Source organism: Micrococcus sp. 116 (genome assembly GCF_902506395.1).
Lineage (GTDB): Bacteria > Actinomycetota > Actinomycetes > Actinomycetales > Micrococcaceae > Micrococcus > Micrococcus luteus.
The window spans coordinates 1-2,390 of the sequence record NZ_LR732383.1 but is presented as its reverse complement, the minus strand read 5'-3'; the positions used below and the strand labels follow the sequence as shown (position 1 = coordinate 2,390).

4 protein-coding genes are annotated in these 2,390 nt (G+C 69.2%); all 4 read right to left on the bottom strand.

All coding sequences use genetic code 11. The features are described 5' to 3' along the window. Window positions 1–48 precede the first annotated feature (48 nt). The 4 genes from CITRIK5_RS12005 to CITRIK5_RS11990 all read right to left on the bottom strand — a co-directional run bounded on the left by CITRIK5_RS12005 (window position 49) and on the right by CITRIK5_RS11990 (window position 2,249). On the bottom strand, window positions 49–303 hold the full coding sequence (locus CITRIK5_RS12005; protein ID WP_159833859.1) for a hypothetical protein: 255 nt from the start codon (window positions 301–303) through the stop codon (window positions 49–51). 206 nt (window positions 304–509) lie between these two features. Next, entirely contained in the window at window positions 510–857 is a 348-nt protein-coding gene (locus CITRIK5_RS12000; protein WP_159833857.1) for a DUF3846 domain-containing protein, read from the bottom strand. 157 nt (window positions 858–1,014) lie between these two features. Then, on the bottom strand, window positions 1,015–1,584 hold the full coding sequence (locus tag CITRIK5_RS11995) for a hypothetical protein (protein WP_159833855.1): 570 nt from the start codon (window positions 1,582–1,584) through the stop codon (window positions 1,015–1,017). Window positions 1,585–1,841: 257 nt separating this feature from the next. After that, a complete protein-coding gene (locus CITRIK5_RS11990) occupies window positions 1,842–2,249 on the bottom strand; it encodes a hypothetical protein (protein ID WP_159833853.1) in 408 nt (135 codons plus the stop codon). Window positions 2,250–2,390: the final 141 nt, after the last annotated feature.

The window sequence follows — 2,390 nt, the reverse complement described above, 5'->3', positions numbered from 1 at the left end:
GCCACCGTGTGCGCCCCGGCCAGGCTTGGCCGGGGCGCACACGGTGGCTCAGGCGCCGGGGTAGCAGTCGTGGTGCAGGTCGCAGGGGTCGTCGTCTCCGGCGGCGTGCTCAGTGATCCACAGATCGGCGGCCGCGTCGGCTGCGCCCATGGGCTCCCCGGCGGCGAGGGTCTCGGCGTGGATCCAGGCGGCGATGGTCTCGGCCTCGGGGCAGGTGTAGTGGATGGCGACATCGCGGGAGGTGTGGGAGGCGATGAACAGGGAGAGCATCTCGTGACGGGCGTCCGCGAGGTTGGTGGTCATGGGGTGTCCCTTCGGTGGGGGAGGGGCTGCCGGGTGCCGCCCCTCTGACATGGATAAGACTACATAAACAGCGCGGGGTGTGCAACACGGTGGACGATGCGGCCACATGGGCCGCGCTCTGCCCGCCCGGCGCTCGCGGACCGTGAACGCGGGCGATCCCCCCTGGGGGGCGGCCCCCGGCCGCTGGGCCGGGGGCCGCGGAGGACTCAGAGGCTCAGGCTCAGGCCCAGGTACTCGTTGGCCCGCTCGATCAGCTCGGGGCTGATGTCCGTGTCCTCGCCGTCCTCGTCGGCGCCGCCGGTGATGATCACGGGGCCGACGATGCAGTCCCAGGTGGACAGGGCCGGGATGGCCAGGTGCAGGAAGCGGTCGGCGCGCGGGTTGAAGGGCATGCCCTTGACCTTGCCCTCCTCGTTCACCCAGGCGGTGAAGTCCTCACCAGCCACGGGCTCCACGAAGCCCTCGACGGCCTTCTGCAGGTCGTCCAGGCCGTTGGTCTCCACGATGGTGAGGGGCTGGTCGGTCAGGGTGGGGATCATCAGTGCCTTGGTCATCTCAGACCTCCTGTCTCAGTGCCGGCGGGCGGCGGATCCGCCCTGCCTGACATGTAAGAGACTACATGACTGGGTAGGCATGTGCAACACGGGAGACAAAACACGTGGGGCCGCGAGCGCGTCGCGCTCGCGGCCCCCACTCTGTGGCATGCGGGGGTCAGTGCTTGTGGGCGGGGTAGTCCCAGGCCGCTATCCCTCCGGCGCTGCCTGCGGGACGGTTGCGCAGAGCGTCCTCTGCGTTCCTCTTGGCGCTGTGCTCGGCGCGGACCATCTTGTCCGTGACCTTGTTCAACTCGTCGTGGAACGTCTTGGCCTGCCAGACGTAGAGGCCAGCGTCGGTGTCCAGGACTCCGAGTAGGCCGTCGAGGCCTTTCTCGAGGGGGGTTGGGCCTATCGTGAGGGCCGCTCCAGAAAGGCGCTCTTCCTCGAGGGCCTTTGCCAGGCGGTCATAGACGCGGATCCATGCCTTGCCTGCCGTGCGGATGGCGGGAGCATCGGCCGCGAGGCTGAGCTCCGCGAATAGGTCGGCTAGGGCCGGCTCGGCCCATCCTGTCTTCTCCTGGCCGGTGGCCTGCCGCTCGAGAATGATTGTGCGGATCTGGGTGCGGATCTGGGTGCGGATCTGCCACCAGGGGCCCTGCATGGCCATCAGCCGCGCCTTGCGGGTGTCCAGGATCGAGTTCAGCGCCCGGGTGAGAGCGTTGGCCACCATCGTGGTCGGGTCCATCTAGGTCTCCTTCGGTGTGGGTGGGAAGGGTGTGCCCCCTACCATGTTGTGTCCCGGGGGCAGGCGGCGTCTCAGTCGAAGGGGTCGGCCACGCGGGCCTCCTCTTCGGCCTCGAGCGGGTCAATCAGGTCACCGAGAGCCTCGAAGAGCGGGCGGGCGGCGGTGGCCAGGGCCTCGAAGGCGGGCCGCTGGGCGTCGTCGCAGGCCGCGGCAGTCCAGGCCGTGGAGAAAGCCTCCAGGGCTCGACCCCGTTTCGCTCAGGGCTCGATCCGGTGCACGTCGGAGTACGCGGCGAGGAATGCGGCCCGATCTGCGTTGGCCTGCATGTCCAGCTCTGTGCCCTCCCCATGGCTGTCCATGCCGTGAAGCCAGCTGTTGCCCATGGAGAGGTCGTAGATGCGCTCCAGCAGGTGCGCGCGGTGCCAGGTCAACGTCGAGGCCTTCACGCGGGCGGGCTCGAGCACGGCGGTGTCCGTGCAACCGCCACGCACCAGGCGCTTGTACGCCGCCCGCGCGCCGGCCGCACGCACGAGCAGCGTCTGACCGGCCAGACGCGCGGCCTCCATGTGCTCAAATGACCCGCTCACGAGGCTCAAGGGGGTCTGCGGGTCCAGCAGGCACTGGGCGAATGCGCTGTCGGGGCGAAGCTGCAGGTCTGCGGTCATAGGGCTGCTCTCCTCGTGGAACGGCGGGTGGCGGATCCACCCTGCCTGACATGTATAACACTACATCCTAACGGGGGGTGCGACAAGTCGGAGGGGCGACTGCGCCGACGCCCTGCCGCGCTCGCGGACGGGGCAGAGGGG

Coding starts and splice junctions, on each gene's coding strand:
- CITRIK5_RS12005 (WP_159833859.1), bottom strand. CDS start 303: ATGACCACCAACCTCGCGGACGCCCGTCACGAGATGCTCTCCCTGTTC.
- CITRIK5_RS12000 (WP_159833857.1), bottom strand. CDS start 857: ATGACCAAGGCACTGATGATCCCCACCCTGACCGACCAGCCCCTCACC.
- CITRIK5_RS11995 (WP_159833855.1), bottom strand. CDS start 1,584: ATGGACCCGACCACGATGGTGGCCAACGCTCTCACCCGGGCGCTGAAC.
- CITRIK5_RS11990 (WP_159833853.1), bottom strand. CDS start 2,249: ATGACCGCAGACCTGCAGCTTCGCCCCGACAGCGCATTCGCCCAGTGC.